Genomic DNA, 24,645 nt, shown 5'->3' with positions numbered 1-24,645 from the left:
ATTCAGCGGCGGATACGGGCCTGAAGGAAAGACAACACGTCTGCGACCGGCAGCGCTTGCGCCTCGGCCTCGGTGCGGCTCTTGTATTCCAGGTTGCCTTCGGCGAGGCCGCGGTCACTGACCACGATCCGGTGCGGAATGCCGATCAGTTCCATGTCTGCGAACTTGATGCCCGGGCTGGTTTTCTTGTCGCGGTCGTCCAGCAGCACTTCGAAGCCGGCTGCGGTCAGTTCCGCATAGAGCTTGTCGGTCGCTTCGCGAACTTGTTCGGTTTCGTAGCGCAATGGCACCAGGGCAATCTGGAAAGGTGCGAGGGTGTCGCTCCAGATGATCCCTTTTTCGTCGTTGTTCTGCTCAATGGCCGCAGCCACTACGCGGGACACGCCGATGCCGTAGCAACCCATTTCCAGGGTGACCGGCTTGCCGTTTTCGCCCAGAACTTCGCACTTCATCGCCTTGCTGTACTTGTTGCCCAGCTGGAAGATGTGTCCGACTTCGATACCGCGCTTGATTTCCAGGGTGCCTTTGCCATCCGGGCTTGGATCGCCGGCAACGACATTGCGCAGGTCAGCCACGGTTGGAACGGGCAGGTCGCGCTCCCAGTTCACGCCGAAGTAGTGCTTGTCGTCGATGTTGGCACCAATGCCGAAGTCGCTCATCAGCTCGACCGAACGGTCGATGATGATCGGCAGCGGCAGGTTCAGCGGGCCGAGGGAGCCGGCACCGGCGCCGATGGCGTCGCGAAGTTCGCTTTCGGAGGCCATGACCAGCGGGCTGGCGACACCAGGCTGGTTGCCTGCCTTGATTTCGTTCAGCTCATGGTCGCCACGGATGATCAAGGCAATCAGCTTGCCTGACTCTTCAGCGTGAACCACGAGGGTCTTGATGGTTTTCTCGATCGGCAGGTTGAAGCCTTCGACCAGTTGCGCAATGGTCTTGGCGTTCGGGGTGTCGATCAGGCGCAGCTCTTCGCTCGGCGCGGCGCGGGAGGTTTCGCGCGGTACAGCCTCGGCTTTCTCGATGTTCGCCGCGTAGTCGGAACCGTTGCTGAAGACGATGTCGTCTTCGCCGGATTCGGCCAGTACGTGGAACTCATGGGAGCCGGCGCCGCCGATGGAGCCGTTGTCGGCTTCTACCGGGCGGAACTTCAGGCCCAGGCGAGTAAATACGTTGCAGTAAGCCTGGTGCATGCGGTCGTAGGTGACCTGTAGCGACGGCTGGTCAGCATGGAACGAGTAGGCGTCCTTCATGATGAATTCGCGGCCGCGCATCAAACCGAAGCGAGGACGGATTTCGTCACGGAATTTGGTCTGGATCTGATACAGGTTGATTGGCAGCTGCTTGTAGCTGCTCAATTCGTTGCGCATCAGGTCGGTGATAACTTCTTCGTGGGTCGGGCCGGCGCAGAAGTCGCGGCCATGGCGATCCTTGAAGCGCAGCAATTCAGGGCCGTATTCTTCCCAGCGACCGGATTCCTGCCACAGCTCAGCCGGTTGAGTGCTCGGCATCAACACTTCGAGAGAGCCGGCGGCGTTCATTTCTTCACGAACGACAGCTTCGACCTTGCGCATTACCCGCAGGCCCATCGGCAGCCAGGTGTACAGGCCCGAAGCGAGTTTGCGGATCATGCCGGCGCGCAGCATCAGCTGGTGGCTGATCACGACCGCGTCGGAAGGCGTTTCTTTCTGTGTGGCGAGCAAAAATTGACTGGTGCGCATGGTTGGCCGTTATCGCTTGCTGATGACGAAATATGACGGAGCATTGTACGGGCGAGATCCGCTGGCGTACAGGCGTGCGGTCGGTGGTGTGGCGGCGGGCGGATTTCACGCCGCCCGCTGCAAAGGTTCCTGCAAAAAGCTTCTTACGATTCTTCCGCGACCTGGGTCGGCACCGGTTCCTGCCTTGGGGTCGGGCCTGCGCGACGGTTCTCCTGGAACCAGTGCAGGGCGATCAGCAGCAGTGTCGGGACGCCCAGCAGGGCGGTGATCAGGAAAAAATTGTGGTAACCGAATTTTTCCACCATGACGCCTGAATAACCGCCGATCAGCCGCGGCAGCAGCAGCATGATCGAACTGAGCAGGGCGTACTGGGTGGCGGAGAACTTGAGGTTGGTCAGGCTCGACAGATAGGCGACGAACGCCGAAGTGGCCAGGCCGGAACTGAAGTTGTCCAGGGAAATGGTCAGGATCAACATGTTCAGGTTGGCGCCCATGTCGGCGAGCATCAGGAACAGGATGTTGGTGCCCGCCGAGGCGACGCCGCCGATGAAAAGGATCGGCAGAATGCCGAATCGCACGATCAGCAGGCCACCCATGCCGGCGCCCACGAGGGTCATGATCAGGCCGAAAATTTTGCTGACACTGGCGATCTGGTCCTTGGTGAAGCCCTGGTCGATGTAAAACACGTTGGCCATCACGCCCATGACCGTGTCAGACATCCGATAGGTGGCGATCAGCCCGAGCAGCAGTAGCGCTTGCCAGCGGTAACGCAGGATGAAGTCGTTGACCGGCGTCAGCACCGGCGCCAGACCACGGCGTCCCATGGCTGACAGGCACAGAGCGGTAAAGAGTGTGTAGAGGATCGCCCGCAGGAAGGCGCGGTCCTCGAGCAGCAGGTCGAGCACGCTCGCGCCTTCGAACAGCACGCTGGCGAAATCGGTGTTGTAGAGCTGGGTGAACATGGCGGGTACAGACACCAGCAGCACGATCAGGACAAACACCGAAGCCAGTTGATGCACAAAGCTGTAGCGCCCGGCCTGCAGTTGTGTGCGCAGCGGCACTGGTGGTTCGCGCATGAACAGCGAGGTCAGCAGGGCGGGAACCATCAAGGCGCCGAACAGCAGATACGTACCGGCCCATGCCGAATGCTTGTAATTGAAACCTGTGGAACCAAAACCTTCCGCGAAGAACAGGGCGCCGGCCGTGGCCAGCAGGGCGGCTATCCGATACCCGGACATGTAACTGGCGGCCAGGGCGGCCTGACGGCTGTCGTCGGCAATTTCCAGGCGATAGGCATCCACCGCGATGTCTTGCGTGGCCGAAGCAAAGGCCACCACAACAGCGATGGCGATCAGCCAGGACAGATGCTTTTGCGGGTCGCAGAAGCCCATCCCGACCAGGCCGAGGATCACCAGTGCCTGTGACAGCACCAGCCAGGATCGTCGTCGACCGAGTTTGCCCAGCAGTGGCAGGCGCCATTGGTCGAGCAGGGGGGACCAGACCCACTTGAAGGCGTAGGCCAGTCCGATCAGGCTTGCGTAGCCAATGGTTTCGCGAGCCACACCGGCTTCACGCAACCAGACCGAAAGCGTCGAAAACACCAGCATGTAGGGCAGGCCGGCGGCGAAACCAAGCAACAACAGCACAAGTGTCGATGGGCTGGCATAAGCGGCGAGCGCGGCGCGCCAGGTTTTACGGGGCATGGGCTGAAGTCTGCCTCAAGAAATACGGAAACAAAGCGCGCACTCTAACCGCTGTGCTCTACCGGACGCCAGCCATGGCGCTGAATATCAACACGATTATTCAGGACACTGATCCCTTCCATGCGCAGTCGGGCACGCTGTTCGTCTCCCGAAGGGCTCCCGGCCGGCAGGCTCAGGCGGCCACCTGCGCCCAGCACACGATGCCAGGGTAATTTGCTGTCGCCCGGCAATTGGCTGAGGGTGCGCCCCACCCAGCGGGCAGCGCGACCCAGTCCCGCGAGCTCGGCCAAGTGACCGTAGCTCACAACTTTACCTTCGGGCACTTGCGCGAGGGTCAGATACAGCGCCGTGCGTCGGATTTGCGCGGCGCTCTCGGGTTCGGGGGTGGATTCGGTCACGTCCAGAGTTCCTGAAAAATGCACAGTACCGTTTGTAGAGTAAATCCTGGATCGCCAATTGAGAAATGAACTCAATAGAAATCGTCGGGTCAGTCCTTGCTAGTGCACTATTCCTACGGATAATGCCGACTTTTTTCGAATTCCAGAGCCTCTATCTGTTTATGTTGTCCAGAACCCTGCTGTGTCTCGCTGTCGTCAGTGCTTCTATGCCCTTGCTCGCTGATACCGTCTGGTTGAAGAACGGTGACAAGTTGAGTGGCAAGATCATTCTGTTCGATGGCGGAAAGTTGTTGGTCCAGACCGAGTACGCCGGTGCGGTACCGATCGACTGGAGCAAGGTGAAAACCCTTGAGAGTGACCAGCACTTGTTGGTCAAACAGGATGCCTACACCGGGGAGGTGACCAAGTCGCTGCACGCCGCGGAGGATGGCAAGGTGACCCTGGTCAATGGTGATGCGCCCAAGACGGTCGCGCTCGCGAGCATCCAGCAGATGCTCAAGCCCAAGCCAGTGGTCGAAGATCTGGTCTGGAAGGGCAGCATTGACGCTGCTCTGGATTACCAGCGCGCCGACAATGACACCGACGATTACGATATCGACTTCAGGACTTCTGCGCGCCATGGTCGCTGGCGGCACATCGCCGAAGGCGAGTACAACCGGGAGTTCCAGGATGACGTGGTCACGACAGACAACTGGCGCGGCGAATATTCCCTTGACCGTTTCCTCACTGACAAGTGGTTCTGGCAAGGTCGCCTGGTCTACAAGCGTGACAAGGTTGAAGATCTTTCCCGCCAGCGCACGGCCGGTACCGGTCCTGGTTATCAGTTCTGGGACAATGAGCTGGGCGCGTTCTCTCTCGGTTCGTTGGTCAACCGCACGGACTATGAGTTCGCCGACGGCAGCAAGGAGAACTTCTATTCCGTGGCCATGAAGTGGGATTACAACCGTTACCTGGTGGGCAAGAAAGTGGAGTTCTTCACTAACGGCGAGGTGGGCAAGCCGCTGACAGATGTGGCCAATTACGCGCTGGATACAGAGATAGGCCTGCGCTACAAGGTGACCGACTGGGCATCGCTCAATCTGAAGGCGGAACGCAATATCATCGACGGCACCGACGATGCCGATCTGGACAAGACCCGCTACACAGCCGGGTTTGGCGTGACCTGGTAAACGCCAGAAGCTCAAAAGATCGCAGCCTTCGGATGACTTTGTAGGCGCTGCCGAAGGCTACGATCTTTTTTGGCGCGGGTAAAAACATTCGCCCACAAAAAAGCCCCGCTTTTAAGGGCGGGGCTTTTTACTAAAGCAAGTACAAGTTAGATAACTTGAACTTCTTCAGCTTGCATGCCTTTCTGACCGCGGGTAGCGATGAAAGAAACCTGTTGGCCTTCTTTCAGGCTTTTGAAGCCGTCGGATTGGATAGCTTTGAAGTGAACGAACAGGTCGTCACCGGATTGTGGAGTGATGAAGCCGAAGCCTTTTTCATCGTTGAACCACTTAACGGTACCGGTTTGGCGATTAGACATGGTGTAACTCCTTGAACAAAGATAACTGCGACTCAGGAAGAACCCTGGCCGAGACTGAGTGCAAAGAGCAGGAAAAATTCTTGTAGATGGTTGGATCGAAATTCAACATATCGTGTAGAGATTCTCAGTGACACAAGCAGCACAGTGGCGCCACCTTAACCCTTTTTCCGGAACGTGCCAATGCTTCTTGCGAAGGTTTCTCTGTTTTAGTGACTGACGGTGCAGTGTTTTGCTGCGAAGGGCCCTAAATCCGGCCGGATCGTCGAGAATTGCGAGCGGCGCTTTGAACCCGGCGGCGCGCCCCGGTAAGATGCCGGACAGATTTTCTCCACCTCGCTATTCAGGACACCGCCATGAGCATCAAATCGGACAAGTGGATTCGCCGCATGGCGCAAGAGCACGGCATGATCGAACCTTTCGTCGAGCGCCAGGTGCGCGGCAGCGACGATAGCCGTGTGATCTCCTACGGCGTGTCGAGCTATGGCTACGATGTGCGTTGCACCAATCATTTCAAGGTGTTCACCAACATCAATTCGGCCATCGTCGATCCGAAAAACTTCGATGCCGGCAGCTTCGTCGACATCCATAGCGACGTGTGCATCATTCCGCCGAACTCCTTCGCCCTGGCCAGCACCGTCGAATACTTCCGTATTCCGCGCAATGTATTGACCATTTGCCTGGGTAAAAGCACTTACGCGCGCTGCGGCATCATCGTCAACGTCACGCCGCTTGAACCTGAGTGGGAAGGTCACGTAACCCTGGAATTCTCCAACACCACCAACCTGCCGGCGAAGATCTACGCCAACGAAGGCGTGGCGCAGATGCTGTTCCTCGAGTCTGACGAAGAATGTGAAGTGTCCTACAAGGACCGTGGCGGCAAGTACCAGGGCCAACGTGGCGTGACCCTGCCGCGGACCTGAGTCAGCCGTCTGACAAACCGTGGGAATTCTTGAGCGAGCGTACACTCTATGGGGTGTACTGCTCCGATCCGCGCAAGGCGGACCGGGCCATCGCTCAGGAGTGCGTTATGAAGATCGACCCGCGAATCAGTGCCGAACTGGCAAGGCTTGAGCCCAATCAGGTTGGCGTGCTGGCCTGGTCATTGTTGGCACACCCGCCCATCAGCATGGCCGGTGGCATTCCGGGCCAGCCTGATCCCGATACCCCGAACGAACAGCCAAACGAACCGGGCGAGCCAACGCTGCCGGATGAGCCGCCGCCTGCGCCTGTGGCCTGAGGCTGTCTGAAGTGAATCCGAACCTGTAGGAGCTGCCGCAGGCTGCGATCTTTTGATCTTGATGTTTTTTTAACCATTGAAGATCAAAAGATCGCTGCCTCGTAGCTCCTGCAGGACGTCACCGGCTGTTTTACTTCAGGTTGCCGCTGAGGAACTGCTTCAACCGTTCGCTCTTTGGATTGCCCAGCACGTCTTCCGGCGCGCCTTCTTCCTCCACCAGCCCCTGATGCAGAAACAGCACCTGGCTCGATACTTTGCGGGCGAAGCTCATTTCGTGGGTCACCATGATCATGGTCCGGCCTTCCTCGGCCAGGCCCTGGATCACCTTGAGCACTTCACCCACCAACTCCGGGTCCAGTGCCGAGGTCGGTTCGTCAAACAGCATGACCTCCGGCTCCATGGCCAGTGCGCGCGCAATCGCTACCCGCTGTTGCTGACCACCGGACAGGAATGCCGGGTACTGGTCCGCCACCCGGGACGCCAGGCCCACCTTGTCGAGATAGCGTCGGGCGCGGTCTTCGGCTTCTTTTTTGTCGCAGCCCAGCACCCGGCGCGGGGCCATGGTGATGTTTTCCAGCACCGTCATGTGGCTCCACAGGTTGAAATGCTGAAACACCATGGCCAGCCGGGTGCGGATCCGTTGCAGTTCATCGGCGTCAGCCACGTGCATGCCTTGACGATCCTTGATCATGCGGATGTTCTGGCCGTCCAGGCTCATGGCACCGTCATTGGGCTGTTCGAGAAAGTTGATGCAGCGCAAAAAGGTACTTTTACCCGAGCCGCTGGCGCCGATCAGGCTGATGACGTCGCCGGTCTTGGCCTTTAGCGAAACACCTTTGAGGACTTCATGATCGCCGTAGCTTTTATGCAGGCCTTCGATGGTCAATTTGTACATGGGGCATGCATCCTCAAGGCGAAAGTAGGTAGCCGCTGCGATAGGCTTCGGCGCCCGCGACATGGGCGATCACCATGCCGGCGGTGGCCATGCGGCGCAGCGAGCGGGCGTACATCAGCCCGGCGGCGGAGCAATGAACAGGGGTGACGCGATCGATGATCGGGTCAATGATTTCGGCGATCAATTGCCCGGCTTCCAGGTATTCCCCCGGCAGCGCGGCGAACACCAGCAGTCCGCCCACGGGAGTGGTCACCGGCTCGACACCGGCCAGCGGCGTCGCCGGGTAAGGCAGGTCGGGCAGGGGCGCAGGTTCACCGGCAATCGCGCCGTAATGGATCAAATAATCGATCAGCGCCTGGCAATCGATGCTGGCCAGCGGGTGATTGACGTCGCCCTGGCCGCGCAGTTCGACGGTTACCGAAAAACTGCCCGGCGGAATGTCGAAGTGCTCGCCGAAGCGTTCCTTCAACTGCCACCAGAGCAGGGTGAAGCATTCGTCGAACGACTGGCCGCCGGAATCGGTGGCCAACAGGCTGGCCTCGGCCCCGATGTACCGGGCCAGCGGCTCAACCTGCGGCCAGGCTTCAGGCGTGGTGTACAGGTGCGCGACCGCTTCGAAATCGCAATGCAGGTCCAGCACCATATCCGCATCGCAGGCCAGTCGTTGCAGGATCAGGCGCTGGGATTGCAGTTGGGTGTCGGCGCTCTGTCGGGCCAGCGCATCGCGCAGGCAGCTGCGAATCAGTTGCAGGTTGTGCTGCGGATCGTCGCCGAGCTTGCCCTCGATCTCGTTACCGACTTCTTCACTGAGGTCGACAAACCAGCGGTTGAAGTTCTGGCCGCTTTCCAACTCGTAACGGCCGAGCGGCACATCCATCAACATCTGTTCCAGCCCGACCGGGTTGGCGATGGGCACCAGCACGATTTCGCTGTGCAGGCGACCGGCGGCCTCCAGTTCTGTCAGGCGTTGCTTGAGGTGCCAGGCGACCAGCATGCCGGGCATCTCGTCGGCGTGAAGGGAGGCCTGGATGTAGATCTTGCGGTGGCTCGGCTGTGGGCCGAAGTGAAAGCTGTGGATCTGTCGTGCGGTCCCCGGCAGCGGGGCCAGCAGATCGTGAATCTGGTGGCGCATTTGCAAGTTGTCCTAGTGGGTCGGCCCGAGAAAGGCCAGCCAGCGGCGTTCGGCGAGACGGAACAGGCCGACCAGCGCAAAGGTGACGGTCAGGTAGATCAGCGCGGCGATACCGAACGACTGGAAGGTCAGGAATGTCGCCGAGTTGGCGTCCCGAGCGACTTTGAGCACGTCAGGGATGGTCGCGGTGAAAGCCACGGTGGTCGAGTGCAGCATCAGAATCACTTCGTTGCTGTAGTAGGGCAACGAACGACGCAGGGCTGACGGCATGATCACGTAGGCATACAGCTTCCAGCCGGTCAGACCATACGCCTTGGCGGCTTCGACTTCGCCATGGTTCATGCTGCGAATCGCCCCGGCGAAAATCTCCGTGGTGTAGGCGCAGGTATTCAGGGCGAAGGCCAGGATCGTGCAATTCATCGCATCGCGAAAAAATGCATCGAGTACCGGTTGGGCGCGAATGGCGGCCAGGCTGTAGATCCCCGTGTAGCAGATCAACAGCTGGATATACAGCGGCGTACCACGGAACAGGTAAGTGTAGAACTGCACCGGCCAGCGGATGTAGCGGTGCGGCGACACTCGTGCGATAGACAGCGGGATCGACACCAGAAAGCCAATGAAAATCGAAGCACTCAGCAGCCACATCGTCATGGCAAGGCCGGTGATGTTGTTGCCGTCGCTGTAAAGAAAGGGGCGCCAGTATTCCTGAAGAAGCTCGATCATCGTACGGCCTCCCGGGTTCCGGCGGAGTAGCGACGTTCGAGCCAGCGCAGGATGAAGTTCGAGGCGCTGGTGATCAGCAGATAGATCACTGCGGCAAGCACCAGGAAATAAAACAGCTGGTAAGTGCTTTTACCGGCGTCCTGGGCGGCTTTGACCAGATCGGCCAGGCCGATGATCGAGACCAGCGCCGTGGCCTTGAGCATCACCATCCAGTTATTGCCGATGCCCGGCAGGGCGAAACGCATCATTTGCGGAAACACCACGATCCAGAAACGCTGACCGCGCTTGAGGCCATAGGCCGTGGCAGCTTCGACCTGGCCCCGCGGGACGGCGAGGATCGCACCGCGGAACGTTTCGGTGAAGTAGGCGCCGTAGATAAAGCCCAGGGTGATGACCCCGGCACTGAACGGGTTGATTTCGATGTATTCCCATTCCATGTAGTCAGTGAACGACGTCAGCCAGGTTTGCAGGCTGTAGAAGATCAGCAGCATCAGCACCAGATCGGGCACGCCGCGAATCAACGTGGTGTAGCACTGGGCAACCAGGCGCAGCAGTTTGACTTTTGACAGTTTGGCACTGGCGCCGAGCAGGCCGAGCAACACGGCCACCAGCAGCGACATCGCCGATAATTTGATCGTCATCCAGGTGCCTTCCAGCAACAGCGGACCGAAGCCCTTGAGGCTGAAGGCGGAGAGCCCCAGATTTTGTAAGAGGTTTTCGAACATAAATCAGCAACCTGATCGGATAAAAAAAGCGCCCATCGCGAGATGGGCGCCGGGCATTACTTGCCGCTGTACAGATTCAGATCGCCAAAGTGTTTCTTCTGAATGGTGGCGTAGGTGCCGTCATCATGTAACGCTTTGATACCTTTATCCAAAAGTGCTTTCAGCTCGGTGTTACCTTTCTTAATACCGATCGCAGTTTTGGCTGGCAGCAGTTCGCTGTCGACAGGCTCGCTGATATCGTAACCGGCGCCATTTGGCGACTTCAGGAAGCCCAGTTCAGCTTGCAGCATGTCCTGGATCCCGGCGTCGAGACGGCCGGAAGTCAGGTCGGAATACACCTGGTCCTGGTTCTGATAGGCCTGGGTTTTCACGCCCGCCTTGTCGAGCACGGCTTTGGCGTAGGCTTCCTGGATGGTGCCTTGTTCGTAGCCTACGGTTTTACCCTTGAGCGACGCGACGTCGGCGGTGATGCCGGAGCCTTTCTTGGACACGTAAGCGGTTGGACCGGAGAACAGCTCGCTGGAGAAGTCGATGACTTTTTCGCGGGCCGGGGTCACGGTCATCGACGAGATAACGCCGTCGAATTTATTGGCTTTGAGGCCTGGAATCATGCCGTCGAAATCGCTTTCGACCCATTTGCACTTGACCTTCAGCTCGGCGCAGATTGCGTTCCCCAGATCGATGTCGAAGCCCACCAGGTTGCCGTCGGCCGCTTTCGACTCGAACGGTGCGTAGGAAGGGTCAACGCCGAAACGCAATTCTTTGTACTCCTTCGCCATGGCGGAGCCACCAGCCACGCACAACGCCAGTGCAGAAAGGGTCAGCAATGCTTTTTTCATTATTCAATCCCTAAAACCAATATGAGCGCTTGTGGCGCAGAATTATTGTTACTGGAACGCGTAAGACCTTAAGAAAGTAGCAATTTCCGAACCAGAGTGGCGAACGAGCGTTTTAAAAGGTGCGCGACGAACGGCCGGAGCACGATTTATGCACGAAAACGGGCGCAAGGAAATGGCCGCACCGGATTGGCACGAAAAGAATCGAATCCGAAGTGGGCCAAAGGCTTATCCGAGCAGATCCTGCAGGTCGAACCCGCTGTAACCCTCTACCAGCGGTGAAACCGGGTGATCACCGAGCGTTCGACCGGTCGCCGCGGGTCGATGTAGAAATCCCCGATGGGGCAGTACACATCTTCGGGACCCATCACCGTCCCCTGTAGGAGCGAGCAGGCTCGCTCCCACTAAGGGCGGAGGTTATTTCCCGGGGGTAAGGGTCAACCGCGACTTGCCATAGGCATTGTCGAAGTTTTGCGGCTGCATCGGCAGGCTCATGTACTGGCCCTTGAGCCACGGATCGACGCTGTTGAGGTAGTTCGGGCTGACCGGATTGCCAGACTGGCCGGTGCCGTTCTGGGCCATCAGTGGTTCGGACTGGCCGAAGTCGACGATCAGGCGCATGGCCGGTGCCAGCGTGGTATTGAAGTCCTGGCCCCAGGCGAACGCGGCGGTGTTGAGGGTGGTGTGATCGCCGCCCGCCGGAGCAGGGCCACGCACGGTCTGGCCGCCGGCGTTCTTCCATTCATAGCGATGCAGTTTGCCCCACTGCCAGGCCTTGTGATTACCGCCCAACTGGCTGTCGCCCGCGCTGATCGCTGCCGCAAGGCTGCGCGCGAGGATCGCCGGTTTGTCTTCTTTCTGCGCGGTGCGTGCGTCATCCCAGAACGGGCTGTCTTCGCGGCCCAGCAGGTGATCCGCTTGCGCCGCGTAGGACAACTTGCCATCTGCGACAAAGGCTTTCCACGCCGGGCTGCTTTCCGGGCCCAGTTCATCGAGGAAAATCTGCCGGGTGCTTTCTTGCAGGAACAGCTGGTAGATCGCCGCGTCGGTGGACGCCGGGCCCAGTTTGCCGTCGAAGGCCATCAAGCGGCTGAAGGCTTCGTGTGCCTTGGCGCGATCGGCCACCGGCAGCGCGTCGATGGCTTGCTTGAGTGGCTGGGACATGCCCGGCGCCTCGAACATTTTCTTCAGTTTGGCGGCGAAGGTGGTGGTCTGGTCGTACTGCATGGCGATCATGCTGCGGCTGTCGTGTTTGCCTGCGCCGGCCAGTTCAGCCAAGCGCTCGCCACGTTCCGGTGCCGACCATGAGTTGGACAGTTGCATGCCGTAACCATGGGGGATAACCCGCTGGTTGGCGGTGCCGAGCCAGCCTTGGGCCGGGTCCTGGTCGTAGGGGTGCAGCATCGGGTCGGCATAACCGTCCCAGTCGTAACGACCTTCCCAACCCGGCGAGGGCAGCAGGCCTTCGCCTTCGCGCCGGTTCGGGTAGCGGCCGGTGACTTGCCAGCCAATGTTGCTGGCATCGGCAAACACCAGATTCAACGCGATGGCGCGGATTTCGCGACTGGCGTCCGAGGCTTTCTCGACGCTCTGGGCGCGGGTCAGGTCGAAGAACGCATCCAGGGTTTTGTCATCGGTGAAGCTTGGCGTCTGCAAGGCCAGGCCAAAACCATTGGCCAGCGTGGTGCCTTGGGCGCTGTTGAGCAGCGGACCATGGCGGGTTTCGTAGACCGCTTCGCGAATCGGTCGCTGGCCTTTGACGAAATAGGTCTCGTTGCGCACGATCACTGGCTGCCACTTGCCGGCGTTTTCGTAGGTGATGGCGTTGCCCTGGCGTTTGATTTTCTCCAGGAACAGATCCTGGTTGTCACCCATGACGGACGTCATGCTCCACGCCACTTTGCCGTTGAAACCACCCAGTACCATCGGCAAGCCGGCGATGGTCACACCGGATGCCTGATACTTCGGCGCGCGGATCTGCACGTAACTGAACAATGACGGGACGCCCAGCGGGCCGTGGCTGTCGCTGGCCAGCAGGCTTTTACCGCTGCGGCTGCGTTGTGGGGCGATGGCCCAGTTGTTCGACGAAGTGGCGCCCAGCAGGTTCAGGTCAGACAGTTGTGCGGTGGCCTTGCTGATTTGCGCCAGCCCCGGGATTTGTCCGTTGAGCTTGAGGCCTTGCAGCTTTTCGCTTTCGGCCGCAGGCAGTTTTTCGTCGGGCGCGGACGGCGACAGCCACGCGAGTTTGTCGGTGGTCACCGTTTGCGCCAGCACCAACGAGGAGATTTCTTCCGGCAAGTTGGCCGACTGACTGAAGTTCAGCAGGCAGAAAATCAGCGCCGAGTCTTCCGGCTGCCAGTATTCAGGCTTGTAACCGGTGGCGGCAAGGTCTGCCGGCAACTTGTCGCGGTAGCGGAACAGGTAAGCATTGACCCCGCGCGCATAGACTTCAAAGAAGCGCTTGAGCCGCGGCGAAGACGCTTTGTACAACTCACCGGCATTTTTCTTCAGGTTGACGGCGCGCATGTAGCGGTCGGCATCCAGCAGTTCCGCGCCGTGCATTTCGGAGAGGCGGCCCTGAGCAAGCAGGCGCAGGGTGGCCATTTGCGTGATGCGGTCGCTGGCGTGCACATAACCGAGGGCGAACAGTGCGTCGTGGAAACTGTTGCTTTCGATCAGCGGCATGCCCATGGCATTGCGTCGCACGGAAACGTTTTGCGCCAGACCCTTGAGCGGCTGCATGCCAGAGGTCGGCGGGAGGGTGTCCTGGGCGTTGAAAGTCTGACAACCGGTCAGGCTCAAAACGCCGGCCACTGCTGCGGCAACGCCGAACTGGGGTAGAAAATGAGTAAGGGCTGGCGAGGCCATGGCAAAGCTCCTGCGGGGGTGGTGGCGCAATAAAGCCGCTACGTTAGTGAGCAGGCGATGGCCGCGCAAGCGGGGCAAGAGGTTATTTCTGGATTTGTCAAAGATCGCAGCCTTCGGCAGTGATACGCCGATCTCGCGTAGGCGCTGCCGAAGGCTGCGATCTTTTGATTCTCAAGTGACTTGCCAGCCTGTAACCGGTGATGCTGAAGTGCAGCAGGCACAATATCCTGGAGAACAGTCGGCATGGAGCTCAAGACAAACGCAGCACTGATCATCATCGATCAACAGAAAGGCATCCTTCACCCCAGACTCGGTCGCAGGAATAATCCCCAGGCTGAAGAGCGCATGCTGGAGTTGCTGAGCCATTGGCGACGCACCGGTCGGCCGGTGATCCATGTGCAACACCTGTCCCGGTCAGAGGATTCGGTGTTCTGGCCGCAGCAATCGGGAGTGGAGTTTCAGGAGCGTTTTCAGCCGGGTGCAGGTGAGCGATTGATCCAGAAACAGGTGCCGGATGCGTTTTGTTCAACTGAGCTGGCGTCAGGGTTGCGCGAAGCGGGGATCGGGCAATTGGTGATCGTCGGCGTCGCGACGCACAACTCGGTGGAGTCCACGGCGCGCTCGGCTGGAAATCTGGGGTTTGATGCGTGGGTGGTGGAGGATGCGTGCTTTACCTTCGACAAGGCTGACTTCTATGGCCATGCCCATTCAGCCGAGGAGGTGCATGCGATGTCGCTTGGCAATCTGCATGGCGAATACGCAACGGTTGCAAGCAGCGTGCAGATCCTGTCAGCCGACTAAGCACTTGTAGGAGCGAGCAAGCTCGCTCCTACAGGGACGGCATCAAGCGCCGTGGCACTTCTTGAATTTCTTGCCGTTGCCGCATGGGCAAGGGTCGTTGCGGCCGACGTCTTTCAGGGCGTTGCGCACCGGCTCCTGGTGGGCATGGCCGCAGTTCGGACCGTGGACATGGCCATGGTCGTGATCATGATCATGCTGGTGATGGTCATGATCGTGGTTGCAGTCAGGGCCATGGACGTGGGGTTGCTGGGTCATCGGGGTTACTCCGGAATTAAATCGGCGGGGATTATCACGCCATTACGCGTCAGGTGCACGTAGTGGGCGATGAATAAACCGGTTTCCATTTCACCTTCCAGACGATAGGGGATGCCTTGCTTGGGGTTTTTGAGTTGTTTGACCAGATCCTTGACCCTGGGCCACAGGTTGGTGCGGATTGGCACCTTGAAGTAGACGCTGTGTTTGGGGCGGACCGTAAACCACTGTTCATGCTCGCCTTCGGCCAGCAAGATGTCCGCCAGGTGAATGCGATATTCCAGGCCGCGCACCGTCAGGTCGCTGTCGTTGGGGTTGTCGACGCGAAAGTGCAGGATGAATTTCTGATCAAGCAGCCTGGCCCGCACGACTTCGACTTTTACCAGGTGGACCTCGGGATCCGGCTCGTCGCTGCTGAACCAGGACGCACAGCCCCCGAGCCCGAGGAACAAAAACAGCGTGAAGGTCTGCAAGAAACGTCTGTGACTGGTCATGTCGAGGTTCTCCCTTAAGGCCAGTCTAGTCCCTTCATCTCATGCGCCGAAGTAACCTGCACAGCACTTCTTGAACTTCTGTCCGCTGTCACATGGACAGGCATCATTGCGCCCGGTTTTGAGCGGCACAGTGGGGTCGATGAAATACCAGCGCCCGGTGTTCTGCACGAACGAGGAGCGCTCGCGGTGGCTGTGCTCGCCATGACTGTCATGCCAGCGCGCGGTGAACGTCACGAAGGCATGTTCGGGCTGGCCGCCCAGGACTTCCGAACTTTCCACTTCAAGCCCCAGCCAGGTGCTTTGGGCGCTCCAGTCACTGATTGCCTGACGATCAAGGCCTGCCTGTTGCGCCGGCAAGGTCGTGGCCACCAGATAATCGATCAAGCCCAGCACATAGGCGCTGTAACGCGAACGCATCAAGGCTTCGGCGCCGGGGGCAGGGTGACCGGTATGATAATGACCGCAACAGGCGTCGAGCAGGGTGCCGCTGCCGCAGGGACAAATGGATGTACTCATTGCATTACCACCAGTATTTCCCGAAGTTTTCCGGATTGGCCCAAAAGCGTGAATTGAGCCAGTCGGGCACTTGTTTGTATTCAAGCAGATCGTAGGTGAACAGGGTCAATACCTGTTCGTCACGGGCAAAGCGCTCGCTGGCTTGCAGCGCCAGGGAGAAAAAGTCCGTTTCCTGCCAGCCGCAGGCCGTCAGGTCCGCCAATACCGCTATGCGACTGGCGTTGAGGTTGCGGATGCCGCCCAACAGGTTCAGACCCTCGCGCTTGGGCAGATGCTCCAGGCAATCGACCACCAGGGCCAGGTCAAAACGCCGTGCCGCCAGCTCGGCAGGCAATGGCCCCGGTGCGGCGAACGCGACGCAGCTGTCCGGGTGGGCCGCTTTGAACGCTGCCAGCGCCGGGAACTCGCTGGCGCCGATCAGCAACAGGCGCGCGGGGGCATATCGGTCAAGTAGAGCGGCCAGTGCCTGCTGGGGCGTGCGTGAAGAAATACCTGCAATCATCGAAGTTCCTCAATCAGATCCGTCAAGACTAGCCTGCTCGAACGTTCGGGCCTAGAGCGGCTTGACGACAAATGCGCCAACCTCTCGTTAATACAAGAATAAACAGCGTGGTCCATTGCTGGCGGAGTTTAAAACTCGGGTCTTTACTAGCTGAATCGGTTCTAAGCCGATCCTTCAGGAGAAAACTCGATGAGCATAGTTCGGACAGCATTACCCTTGGTCCTGCTAACCAGTCTGTTGACTGGTTGCGCAGGTTTGCAGAAAACCGACTGGCCGACCTGTGCGGCAGTTGGTGGTGTCGTGGGCGCCGGTCTCGGTGCGACCGAAAGTTCGGCATGGGCAGGGTATGGTGCTCTGCTTGTCGGCGGTACGGCAGCGGCTTATTGCTGGGTTCACGGTGATGGCGACGAAGACGGCGACGGTGTGCCGGATAGCCGCGACAAGTGCCCGGGCACGCCTAAAGGCGTACAGGTCGACGCTGACGGTTGCCCACCTGCACCAGTGGTTGAAGAAGTGGTTGTAGTCAAGGAAGAAACCATCGTCATTCGCGATGTTCACTTCCAGTTTGATAAGGCCACACTGACCGAGTCTGACAAAGCGGTACTCGACAAGATAGCCACTCGCCTGAAAGCCGAAGCTCCGACTGCTCAATTGACTGTCACCGGCCATACGGACAGCGTGGGCAGCGACACCTACAACGAGAAACTGTCGGATAAACGCGCTCACTCGGTGGTTGAATACCTCATCGAGCAAGGCGTACCTCGCAGCAACTTCGTGTCGGTTGTCGGTGCCGGTGAAAGCCAGCCGGTAGCGGACAACTCAACCGATGACGGTCGTGCACAGAACCGTCGCACGGAAATCAAAATCCAGCGTTAATCCCTTCGCATCCGCGCCTTGTGCAGTCGCGGATGCGGGTCTTTACTCCTGTGTAACCGGTATTGGCCGGTGACACAGGAGCTTTCAACATGATCTTTCTCACAAGGACCGTATTGCCGGTTCTGCTACTTGGCAGCCTGTTGACGGGCTGCGCCACTCACAGTGATGGCACTGCCCCCCTCAATCAACGAACCTGGCCGATCTGCAGTCTTATTGGCGGGCTGGTCGGTGGAGGCCTTGGTGCAATCGAAAGTGCCGGCTGGGCCGGTGGTGGAGCTGCGCTGGGCATCTTGGCCGGTGGCTTGATCTGCTATGCACAGGATGGCGACGAAGACAGCGATGGCGTTTTCGATCGACGTGACCGCTGTGCCGATACTCCTGCCAATACCACGGTCGATCATCGCGGTTGTCCGTTGCCGCAGAACGCAGTTAGCGAGACTCCCGCCCCCACTCCTGCGCAATCTGAAGTCATCACCCTGAGCGATGCCGGCGAAGTGTTGTTTGCGTTCAACCAGGCCGATCTGACCCCTACGGCAAAGAGCCAGCTGGATGCGATCATGGGCAAGCTGGAGGACGCCAGCGTGGTGAGCGTGAAAGTGGTTGGCCACACCGACAGCGTGGGTGCGGATGCCTATAACCAGGCCTTGTCGGAGCGACGTGCCACCAGCGTGGCGGAATACCTGTTGAGCCAGGGTGTGGCGCCGAACAAAGTTACCAGCGAAGGCAAAGGTGAGAGCGAGCCGATTGCCGATAACGAAACCGAGGAGGGGCGCGCGAAGAACCGTCGCGTAGAACTTCACGTCAACCGCTGAGCCTTGAAATAGAGCCGTCGGACGATATTTTTGAGCGTCGCGACGGCCATTTGGCGGCCTTCATGAAGAATTTTCTATTGCCCTCTGGCTTATCCTGCGTGGAAGCCGTTACTGTGCGTGCAAATAATAATTCTCATCGGGGGGGCGTATGAAGGCGTTATGGGGGCTGGGGAAGTTACTGACCCTGATGTTCTGGCTGGTGGTGCTGTTCAATCTGCTCATGCCGTTTGTATTTCCGCTGCACCATCTGGTCAATCTGGCCGGTGGCCTCCTGGCATTCTTTCATCTGCTTGAAGTGCTGCTGTGCAATCGCAGCCTCAAAGGACGCGCCCACCCTTGGCGCGATCGCCTGAAGATTGTCATTTTCGGCGTTTTCCATCTGCAAACCATTCCTGCCCCCACCGCACCGAAGGCTTCCCATGCGTAAACTCTGTCTGCTCGCCGTATTCATCAGTCCATTGGCCTGCGCACAGGTGGTGAGCGTCGAAACCAACTCGCTGATGCGGTTGCCCAACACCGCCAGCACCCTGCAACTCGAACGCCTGGACGTCGCCGATTACGGCACTTTGCTGATCCCCTCGAACGTGACCGAAGTCTCCGTGGGCGAACTGCGTTTGGGGCGTGACGCACGCATTGCGATTGTGCCCGGCGAACAGACGTTGGCGTTGAAGGTCCATCGGGCTGATTTGTCCGAGGGTAGCCAGATCACGGCGCGCGGTGCGCCGGGGACGTATCAGAAGGCTGCCCGTTCCGGACGAAACCTGGATTTACAGATCAAGACCCTGAATGCATCGCAACTTCAGGTGGACGCTCGCGGTGGCGCAGGAGCTCCGGGGTTTGTGGGCCTCGACGGGGCCAACGGTCAGGATCCGGGCTGCACTTGGGGCCAGGCCGGTCGTGGTGCCGATGGCAGCGACGGCAGTAATGGTCAGGCCGGCGCGCCGGGGGCACTGGTCAAACTGACATTGCCGCGCGACTACCCGGCCGATCGGATCAAGGTTCAGGTGGCCGGTGGTGCTGGTGGCCTGGCCGGCCCTGGCGGCAAACCGGGGGCGGGTGGCAAAGCCAAGGGTTGCCTCGTTTACGAGGCCGACGGCGGCAAGGGCGGCAAACCTGGAGCGGATGGTCAGCCAGGACCGGAAGGCGCGGCGGGCTCGGTGACTGTGCAGCGGTTGTAAATCCAGCCAGGACTCTGTGGCGAGGGAGCTTGCTCCCGCTGGGGCGCGAAGCAGCCCCGAATCCGGATAATGTATTTTTTTCAGGATGAGCGCGTTCACCGGTTTACGGCTGCTTCGCAGCCGAGCGGGAGCAAGCTCCCTCGCCACAAACGCTCGATAGATTCAAAACATCGGCCGTGCCGCACCAATCGCCACCACGACCAACCCCACCAGCAGATTGATCCCCACCAGCTTGCGGATCCGCCCCAGCACCGCTGCACCCGCGGGCCAATCCTGCTCGGCCACGGCCGTGCGCAGTTCCGGCAGCATCAGCGCCTGAATCCGGATAAACAACGCCGTCATCACCACATACAAACCCATCATCACCTGCACATAACGTGGCGCAGTCTCAAAGCCACCGAAGTGCATGTGCAGCATGCCCACGCCGCTGACCGGCAACAGCACGACCGCCACCCAGACCCAACGGAAAAAACCTTGAAACACTTCTACCCACAGCTTTAGCCGGGCAGGGCCTTCCAGTGCCGTCACCGCTGCGGGGCGCAGGACCATCCAGGCGAAAAACATGCCGCCGACCCACACCAGTGAGGCAACGACATGCAGGCTATAAATGAGGCTAAAAGGTGTCATTGAGGTACTCCGTTCTGCGCGGGATTCATTAGCGGGGTATGATAGCCGCCGAACCGAACCACTGAAAATTTATCCAGCGTTTTTTGCGCCCGACAATCCATGATCAGCACTGAACTCAAAACCACGATCCAGGGCGCCTACTCGCGTTTTCTCGAAGCCAAGAGCCTCAAGCCGCGCTACGGCCAACGCCTGATGATCGCCGAAGTCGCCAAAGTCCTCGGTGATATCGACACCGACGACGAAGGCCGGCGCAGTGGCGACCCCGCGATTGTCGCGGTGGAAGCCGGCACCGGTACCGGCAAGACCGTGGCCTACAGCCTGGCGGCGATTCCGACGGCGAAGGCCGCCGGCAAGCGCCTGGTGATCGCCACTGCGACCGTCGCGTTGCAGGAGCAGATCGTCTACAAGGACCTGCCTGACTTGATGCGCAACAGCGGGCTGAATTTCAGCTTCGCCCTGGCGAAGGGGCGTGGGCGCTACATGTGCCTGTCCAAGCTCGACATGTTGCTCCAGGAAGGTCACGCGCAAACCGCCACCGCTCAGTTGTTCGAAGAAGAAGGCTTCAAGATCGAAGTCGACGAAGCCAGTCAGAAGCTGTTCACCAGCATGATCGAGAAGCTCGCCGGCAATAAGTGGGACGGCGACCGCGACAGTTGGTCCACCGCGCTGGAAGACGCCGATTGGGCGCGCCTGACCACCGACCACAGCCAGTGCACCAACCGTCATTGCCCGAATTTCGGCCAGTGCGCCTTTTACAAGGCCCGCGAAGGCATGGGCAAGGTCGACGTGATCGTCACCAACCACGACATGGTCCTGGCCGACCTGGCCCTGGGCGGCGGCGCGGTGCTGCCGGATCCGCGCGACACCATTTATGTATTCGACGAAGGTCATCACCTGCCGGACAAGGCCATCGGCCATTTCGCCCATTACACCCGCCTGCGCTCCACGGCCGACTGGCTGGAAACCACCGCGAAGAACCTCACCAAGTTGCTGGCCCAGCATCCCTTGCCGGGCGACTTGGGCAAGTTGCTCGAGCAGGTGCCGGAGCTGGCGCGAGAGATCAAGACCCAGCAGCAATTCATGTTCACGGCCTGCGAGCAGATCGCCGATTTCAAACCCGGCGAAGACGTCGAAGGTCGCGAGCGGCCACGTCACCGGTTTGTCGGCGGGGTGATTCCCGATCACATGCGTGAAATGGGCATCGAGCTGAAGAAAGGCTTCGCGCGCCTGACCGACCTGTTCACGCGCCTCACCGAATTGCTCAAGGAAGGCATGGACGGCGAGGTCAACATCGGCATCGCCAGCAATCAGGCCGAAGAATGGTATCCACTGTTCGGCAGCCTGTTGTCCCGCTCTTCGGGCAACTGGGAATTGTGGACCGCCTTCACCGTTGAAGACCCGGAGGACAACCCGCCCATGGCCCGTTGGCTGACCCTGGCCGAAAGCGGTTCGCTGTTCGACATTGAGGTCAACGCCAGCCCGATCCTCGCGGCGGAAATGCTCCGGCGCAATTTGTGGAACGTGGCCTATGGCTGTCTCGTCACGTCGGCGACCCTGACTGCACTCGGCACTTTCGACCGCTTCCGCATGCGCGCCGGGCTGCCGAAAAAAGCCGTGACCGCCGTGGTCCCGAGCCCGTTCCACCATGCCGATGCCGGCGTGCTGCGGGTGCCGAACCTGAACGCCGACCCCCGTGACGCCGCCGCGCACACCGCCGCGATCATTCGTGACTTGCCGGAACTGGTCGAAGGCTCGCGGGGCACGTTGGTGCTGTTCTCCTCGCGCAAACAGATGCAGGACGTGTTCGACGGACTCGACCGCGACTGGCGCAAGCAAGTGTTCATTCAAGGCAACCTGTCGAAACAGGAAACCCTGAACAAGCACAAAGCGCGGGTCGATGGCGGGGATTCGAGCGTGCTGTTCGGCCTGGCGAGTTTCGCCGAAGGGGTCGACTTGCCCGGCGCCTATTGCGAGCACGTGGTCATCGCCAAGATTCCGTTCTCGGTACCGGATGACCCGGTCGAAGCCGCGCTGGCCGAATGGATCGAAGCCCGTGGTGGTAATCCGTTCATGGAAATCTCCGTACCGGACGCCTCGCTGAAACTGGTTCAAGCCTGCGGACGCTTGCTGCGTACCGAAGAAGACCGCGGCACCATCACCTTGCTCGATCGACGCCTGGTCACCCAGCGTTATGGCAAGGCGATCCTCAATGCATTGCCTCCTTTCCGCCGCGAAATTTCCTGAGACTCCGGTGGGCGGTTTCGCCCACTGCGTTGTCTATCTTTCAGCCATCGCTTTTCCACAGGCCCATTGAAGGTCGTTAGGGAGAATTTCGTTCTCATGATTCGCCGTTCGTTGCCCGCTGTTTTTGCCCTGTTGTTCGCAACACCTTTGCTGGCCGCTCCCGCCGGTCAGCAAACGCTGTTCAACTTTGTGCGCCCCGCCGACGTGGTTCAGGTGGCGACTCAGGACGCCAGCCTGCCGCAATCCAACGCCGAGCAAACCCCCGAGGGCGAAGTGCTGCGGCGGGTAACGTTCAACCCGGTCGCGCGGCCGACCTTGCGCCTGAGTCCGCAGAGCGGTGCCTGGGACTGGTCGCAATCGGGTTTCATGAGCTTGCGGGTCCAGAGTGCGATGGACTGGGCCCTGACCCTGTACGTGACGATCCAGAGCAATGACGGCAAGACGCTGGTCAGCCGCGTCGACCTGCCGGCCGGCCCCGCGCAAACGCTGTTGGTGCCATTGCAACCGACTTCACCGTTGAGCCTGGGCATGAAGGCCGGCCCGCCAATGCCGATGACGATCGACGGCCAGCGTGTGTTGTTGGCCAGCAGTGCTGGCGCGCTGGACCGTGGCCAAGTGGTGTCGGTGAGTGTGTCGATGGATCAGCCGAACGTCGCGCAAAGTATTTTGCTGGAACGCTTTGGCGTGCAGGACGGCGAGTCGGTGACCCAAACCGTGTATGGCGGATTGGTCGATGCTTACGGTCAATCGACGCGGGCCAAGTGGCCGGAAAAAATCAGCACTGACGAGCAGCTGAAAAGCGCCGCCGCCAAGGAACAGCAACAACTGAAAACCTGGCTGGCCGAGCGCGAAAAGTCGTCCCTGGACAAATTTGGCGGCTTGAACAAAGGTCAATCGTTCAAGGCTAGCGGCTTTTTCCGCACCGAGAAGCGCGACGGTCGCTGGTATCTGGTGACGCCGGAGGGCCATCCGTTCTATTCGCTGGGCGTCAACACCGTCACCCCGGACGTCAACCAGACCTACGTGGCCGGTCGCGAGTGGATGTTCGAATCCCTGCCCAAGGCTGACGAAAACCTGGCCAGCCACTTTGGCGAAGGCGACAACCGGGGCGGCAACGGTGCTGACTTGGGACGCGGCTACAACGCCGGGCGCTGGTACGATTTTTACGGGGCCAACTTGCAGCGTTTGTATGGCGACCCTTGCGCACTGGGCAGTGACACCAAGGCGGGCGTCGCTGCTGCGGCCAAGGCTGATGCAGTTGAGGCCACGGCAGAGAAAGCCGTTGAACCAGCGGTTGTGCCGCCGAGCCCTGAAGCCGGTGTCGCTGAAGCTGCCCAAACTGAAGCGAAAGCGCCAGCGCCAATTGCTGTCGAGCCTTGCAAGGCGGTTTTTGACGAGCAGCGCTGGGCCCGCCACACACTCGATCGCCTGCAAGCCTGGGGCTTCAACACGATCGGAAACTGGAGTGCGCCGGCGCTGGGTAATGCCGATCGCGTGCCGTACACCTTGCCGTTATCGATCGTCGGTGATTACGCCAGCATCAGCACTGGCAGCGATTGGTGGGGTGGCATGCCTGATCCGTTCGACCCGCGCTTCGCCATGGCCACGGAACGCGCCGTGGCCATTGCCGCTCGCGATCACCGCGACGACCCATGGCTGATCGGTTATTACGCCGACAATGAACTGGCCTGGGCCGGTCCTGGCGATGATCCGAAAGACCGTTATGCCTTGGCCTACGGCACCTTGAAAATGACCACCGACGTCCCGGCCAAGCGTGCGTTCCTCAAGCAATTGCGCGATAAGTACCGCAACCAGGCCGGCCTGTCGAAAGCGTGGGGCATCGATTTGCCCGCGTGGGAATTGATGGAAGACCCGGGTTTCGTGCCACCGATGCCAAGCGCCGAATATCCGGAAATCGAAGCCGACTTCAAATACTTCCAGAAGGTCTTCGCCGACGCTTACTTCAAGACCATTTCCGATTCGCTCAAGTGGCACGCGCCGAACCAGTTATTGCTCGGCGGCCGTTTCGCCATCACCACGCCGGAAGCAGTCGAATCCTGCGCCCAGTATTGCGATGTGTTGAGTTTCAACATGTACACGCTGCAACCCCAGGATGGTTATGACTTCGCCAAATTGCGCAGCCTCGACAAACCGGTGCTGATTACCGAGTTCAATTTCGGTTCGGCTGATCGTGGTCCGTTCTGGGGTGGTGTCACGCAATTGGCGAAAGAAGAGGACCGTGGCCCGGCCTATGCGAACTTCCTAAAGCAAGCGATGAGCGAGCCGTCGATTGTCGGCGTGCATTGGTTCCAGTACCTCGACCAACCGGTGACCGGTCGCCTGCTTGATGGGGAAAACGGCCACTTCGGTCTGGTGGGGATCACCGACCTGCCGTTCCAGGGCTTCGTCGACAGTGTGCGCAAAAGCAATCTGGCGACGGTCGATAAAATGGGTAAAGAAGCCGAGAAAGCGGCGACCGAGGCCGACAAAGCCAGCCACGATGCCGAGGGCGGGCGTAAAGCCGATGCCGGCAAAGGACCGGGGAAGGGCGCGGGTGGACATTCCGGCAAAGGCCATTGATCC

At 59.8% G+C, this 24,645-nt stretch carries 25 protein-coding genes; 10 read left to right on the top strand and 15 right to left on the bottom strand.

Annotated elements, in window-relative coordinates:
• Positions 1 to 2 precede the first annotated feature (2 nt).
• From CKW19_RS16320 to CKW19_RS16310, 3 genes are all read right to left on the bottom strand, one after another.
• Positions 3 to 1,718 carry a proline--tRNA ligase gene (locus tag CKW19_RS16320; RefSeq protein ID WP_095058772.1) on the bottom strand — a complete coding sequence of 572 codons (1,716 nt, stop codon included), beginning with the start codon at positions 1,716 to 1,718 and terminating at the stop codon, positions 3 to 5.
• 143 nt (positions 1,719 to 1,861) lie between these two features.
• Positions 1,862 to 3,421 (bottom strand): AmpG family muropeptide MFS transporter, encoded by a 1,560-nt coding sequence (locus CKW19_RS16315; RefSeq protein ID WP_095058771.1) that lies wholly within the window; start codon positions 3,419 to 3,421, stop codon positions 1,862 to 1,864.
• Between the two features lie 44 nt (positions 3,422 to 3,465).
• Entirely contained in the window at positions 3,466 to 3,819 is a 354-nt protein-coding gene (locus CKW19_RS16310) for an MGMT family protein (protein WP_095058770.1), read from the bottom strand.
• 161 nt (positions 3,820 to 3,980) lie between these two features.
• Between CKW19_RS16310 and CKW19_RS16305 the strand changes: the two genes are divergently transcribed.
• On the top strand, positions 3,981 to 4,988 hold the full coding sequence (locus tag CKW19_RS16305; RefSeq protein ID WP_095058827.1) for a DUF481 domain-containing protein: 1,008 nt from the start codon (positions 3,981 to 3,983) through the stop codon (positions 4,986 to 4,988).
• A gap of 146 nt (positions 4,989 to 5,134) precedes the next feature.
• Here CKW19_RS16305 and CKW19_RS16300 read toward each other — a convergent pair whose 3' ends face one another.
• Positions 5,135 to 5,344, bottom strand: a complete 210-nt coding sequence (locus CKW19_RS16300; protein WP_002554837.1) for a cold-shock protein — start codon at positions 5,342 to 5,344, stop codon at positions 5,135 to 5,137.
• Between the two features lie 353 nt (positions 5,345 to 5,697).
• On the opposite strand from CKW19_RS16300, the gene dcd reads away from it, so the two are divergent.
• Positions 5,698 to 6,264, top strand: coding sequence for a dCTP deaminase (gene dcd, locus CKW19_RS16295; protein WP_007904652.1), 567 nt, complete (start codon positions 5,698 to 5,700; stop codon positions 6,262 to 6,264).
• Positions 6,265 to 6,371: 107 nt separating this feature from the next.
• Positions 6,372 to 6,581 carry a hypothetical protein gene (locus CKW19_RS16290; RefSeq protein ID WP_095058769.1) on the top strand — a complete coding sequence of 70 codons (210 nt, stop codon included), beginning with the start codon at positions 6,372 to 6,374 and terminating at the stop codon, positions 6,579 to 6,581.
• Between the two features lie 130 nt (positions 6,582 to 6,711).
• Here the strand turns inward: CKW19_RS16290 and CKW19_RS16285 are convergent, their stop codons facing one another.
• The 6 genes from CKW19_RS16285 to CKW19_RS16260 form a co-directional block, all read right to left on the bottom strand.
• A complete protein-coding gene (locus CKW19_RS16285; RefSeq protein ID WP_095058768.1) occupies positions 6,712 to 7,476 on the bottom strand; it encodes an ABC transporter ATP-binding protein in 765 nt (254 codons plus the stop codon).
• Between the two features lie 13 nt (positions 7,477 to 7,489).
• Positions 7,490 to 8,608: a succinylglutamate desuccinylase/aspartoacylase family protein gene (locus tag CKW19_RS16280; protein ID WP_095058767.1), complete on the bottom strand. Its 1,119-nt coding sequence runs from the start codon at positions 8,606 to 8,608 to the stop codon at positions 7,490 to 7,492.
• Between the two features lie 12 nt (positions 8,609 to 8,620).
• Positions 8,621 to 9,331, bottom strand: a complete 711-nt coding sequence (locus CKW19_RS16275; protein ID WP_095058766.1) for an ABC transporter permease — start codon at positions 9,329 to 9,331, stop codon at positions 8,621 to 8,623.
• Positions 9,328 to 10,056, bottom strand: coding sequence for an ABC transporter permease (locus CKW19_RS16270; RefSeq protein ID WP_095058765.1), 729 nt, complete (start codon positions 10,054 to 10,056; stop codon positions 9,328 to 9,330). Before CKW19_RS16270 ends, CKW19_RS16275 begins: the two co-directional genes overlap by 4 nt.
• 56 nt (positions 10,057 to 10,112) lie before the next feature.
• Entirely contained in the window at positions 10,113 to 10,895 is a 783-nt protein-coding gene (locus tag CKW19_RS16265) for a transporter substrate-binding domain-containing protein (protein WP_095058764.1), read from the bottom strand.
• A gap of 414 nt (positions 10,896 to 11,309) precedes the next feature.
• The gene (locus CKW19_RS16260) at positions 11,310 to 13,760 is read right to left on the bottom strand and encodes a penicillin acylase family protein (RefSeq protein ID WP_095058763.1); all 2,451 of its coding nucleotides are present in this window, start codon (positions 13,758 to 13,760) and stop codon (positions 11,310 to 11,312) included.
• A gap of 243 nt (positions 13,761 to 14,003) precedes the next feature.
• Here CKW19_RS16260 and CKW19_RS16255 point away from each other — a divergent pair, with 243 nt between their 5' ends.
• The gene (locus CKW19_RS16255) at positions 14,004 to 14,561 is read left to right on the top strand and encodes a cysteine hydrolase family protein (RefSeq protein WP_095058762.1); all 558 of its coding nucleotides are present in this window, start codon (positions 14,004 to 14,006) and stop codon (positions 14,559 to 14,561) included.
• Positions 14,562 to 14,603: 42 nt separating this feature from the next.
• On the opposite strand, the gene CKW19_RS16250 is transcribed toward CKW19_RS16255, so the two are convergent.
• The 4 genes from CKW19_RS16250 to CKW19_RS16235 are packed head-to-tail and all read right to left on the bottom strand — an operon-like array spanning position 14,604 to position 16,325.
• Positions 14,604 to 14,816: an SEC-C metal-binding domain-containing protein gene (locus CKW19_RS16250; protein ID WP_053155520.1), complete on the bottom strand. Its 213-nt coding sequence runs from the start codon at positions 14,814 to 14,816 to the stop codon at positions 14,604 to 14,606.
• Between the two features lie 5 nt (positions 14,817 to 14,821).
• On the bottom strand, positions 14,822 to 15,307 hold the full coding sequence (locus CKW19_RS16245) for an LEA type 2 family protein (protein WP_095058761.1): 486 nt from the start codon (positions 15,305 to 15,307) through the stop codon (positions 14,822 to 14,824).
• A gap of 39 nt (positions 15,308 to 15,346) precedes the next feature.
• The gene (locus CKW19_RS16240; RefSeq protein WP_095058760.1) at positions 15,347 to 15,823 is read right to left on the bottom strand and encodes a YchJ family protein; all 477 of its coding nucleotides are present in this window, start codon (positions 15,821 to 15,823) and stop codon (positions 15,347 to 15,349) included.
• Between the two features lie 4 nt (positions 15,824 to 15,827).
• Positions 15,828 to 16,325 carry a DUF6231 family protein gene (locus CKW19_RS16235; protein ID WP_095058759.1) on the bottom strand — a complete coding sequence of 166 codons (498 nt, stop codon included), beginning with the start codon at positions 16,323 to 16,325 and terminating at the stop codon, positions 15,828 to 15,830.
• Positions 16,326 to 16,514: 189 nt separating this feature from the next.
• Here CKW19_RS16235 and CKW19_RS16230 point away from each other — a divergent pair, with 189 nt between their 5' ends.
• The 4 genes from CKW19_RS16230 (at position 16,515) to CKW19_RS16215 (ending at position 19,191) form a co-directional block, all read left to right on the top strand.
• On the top strand, positions 16,515 to 17,201 hold the full coding sequence (locus tag CKW19_RS16230) for an OmpA family protein (RefSeq protein WP_095058758.1): 687 nt from the start codon (positions 16,515 to 16,517) through the stop codon (positions 17,199 to 17,201).
• A gap of 89 nt (positions 17,202 to 17,290) precedes the next feature.
• Complete coding sequence (locus tag CKW19_RS16225; protein WP_095058757.1) at positions 17,291 to 18,013, top strand: OmpA family protein; 723 nt, start codon at positions 17,291 to 17,293, stop codon at positions 18,011 to 18,013.
• Between the two features lie 148 nt (positions 18,014 to 18,161).
• A complete protein-coding gene (locus tag CKW19_RS16220; protein ID WP_095058756.1) occupies positions 18,162 to 18,440 on the top strand; it encodes a DUF1145 domain-containing protein in 279 nt (92 codons plus the stop codon).
• A complete protein-coding gene (locus CKW19_RS16215; RefSeq protein WP_095058755.1) occupies positions 18,433 to 19,191 on the top strand; it encodes a hypothetical protein in 759 nt (252 codons plus the stop codon). The genes CKW19_RS16220 and CKW19_RS16215 overlap by 8 nt, the downstream gene beginning before the upstream one ends.
• A 162-nt stretch (positions 19,192 to 19,353) precedes the next feature.
• On the opposite strand, the gene CKW19_RS16210 is transcribed toward CKW19_RS16215, so the two are convergent.
• A complete protein-coding gene (locus tag CKW19_RS16210; RefSeq protein ID WP_095058754.1) occupies positions 19,354 to 19,818 on the bottom strand; it encodes a CopD family protein in 465 nt (154 codons plus the stop codon).
• Positions 19,819 to 19,917: 99 nt separating this feature from the next.
• Between CKW19_RS16210 and dinG the strand changes: the two genes are divergently transcribed.
• Together dinG and CKW19_RS16200 are read left to right on the top strand one after the other, a co-directional pair.
• Positions 19,918 to 22,062, top strand: coding sequence for an ATP-dependent DNA helicase DinG (gene dinG / locus CKW19_RS16205; RefSeq protein WP_095058753.1), 2,145 nt, complete (start codon positions 19,918 to 19,920; stop codon positions 22,060 to 22,062).
• A gap of 96 nt (positions 22,063 to 22,158) precedes the next feature.
• Complete coding sequence (locus CKW19_RS16200) at positions 22,159 to 24,642, top strand: beta-galactosidase (RefSeq protein WP_095058752.1); 2,484 nt, start codon at positions 22,159 to 22,161, stop codon at positions 24,640 to 24,642.
• Positions 24,643 to 24,645 lie beyond the last annotated feature (3 nt).

This window comes from Pseudomonas sp. Irchel s3f7 (genome assembly GCF_900187615.1).
Classification (GTDB): Bacteria; Pseudomonadota; Gammaproteobacteria; order Pseudomonadales; family Pseudomonadaceae; genus Aquipseudomonas.
This window is presented reverse-complemented; position numbering and strand designations above follow the sequence as displayed.